Genomic DNA, 432 nt, shown 5'->3' with positions numbered 1-432 from the left:
TGAGCGTGACCTCCGGCGGCATCGATGCGGCCGGCAACACGATCACCGGCGTAGCCGATGGCGCCATCAACGCCTCCAGCGGCGATGCCATCAACGGCAGCCAGCTGCAGGCGGCGGGCGACAGTCTGGCCAGCAACGTGCTGGGTGGTAATGCCGACTACACCGGCAACGACTTCACCATGAGTGATGTGGGCGGTACCGGTGAGAGCACTATCGATGAGGCGATTCGCCTCGGCCAACACCGCCGCCAATGCCGGCTGGAACGTGGCTGACACCAACGGAAACAGCCACAACATCGGCCCGAACGGCAAGGTGACCTTCGACGGCGACAGCAACGTCACGGTGACCGAGTCTGGTGCTGACGATGATGCCAAGGTCCAGGTCGCGCTGAATGACGACATTACGGTCGATAGTGTGGCAGCCGATAGCGTG

General features: G+C 63.2%; 1 protein-coding gene. It reads left to right on the top strand.

The features are described 5' to 3' along the window. Window positions 1-272: hypothetical protein (locus tag CWC14_RS18490; RefSeq protein WP_138564341.1), on the top strand; the 272-nt coding region annotated here is incomplete at its 5' end. Window positions 273-432 lie beyond the last annotated feature (160 nt).

The organism is Pseudoalteromonas sp. S3260, assembly GCF_005886925.1.
In the GTDB taxonomy this organism is placed as follows: domain Bacteria; phylum Pseudomonadota; class Gammaproteobacteria; order Enterobacterales; family Alteromonadaceae; genus Pseudoalteromonas; species Pseudoalteromonas tetraodonis.
Note: the sequence above shows the minus strand (reverse complement) of the source record. Positions and strands in the feature narration are given on the sequence as shown.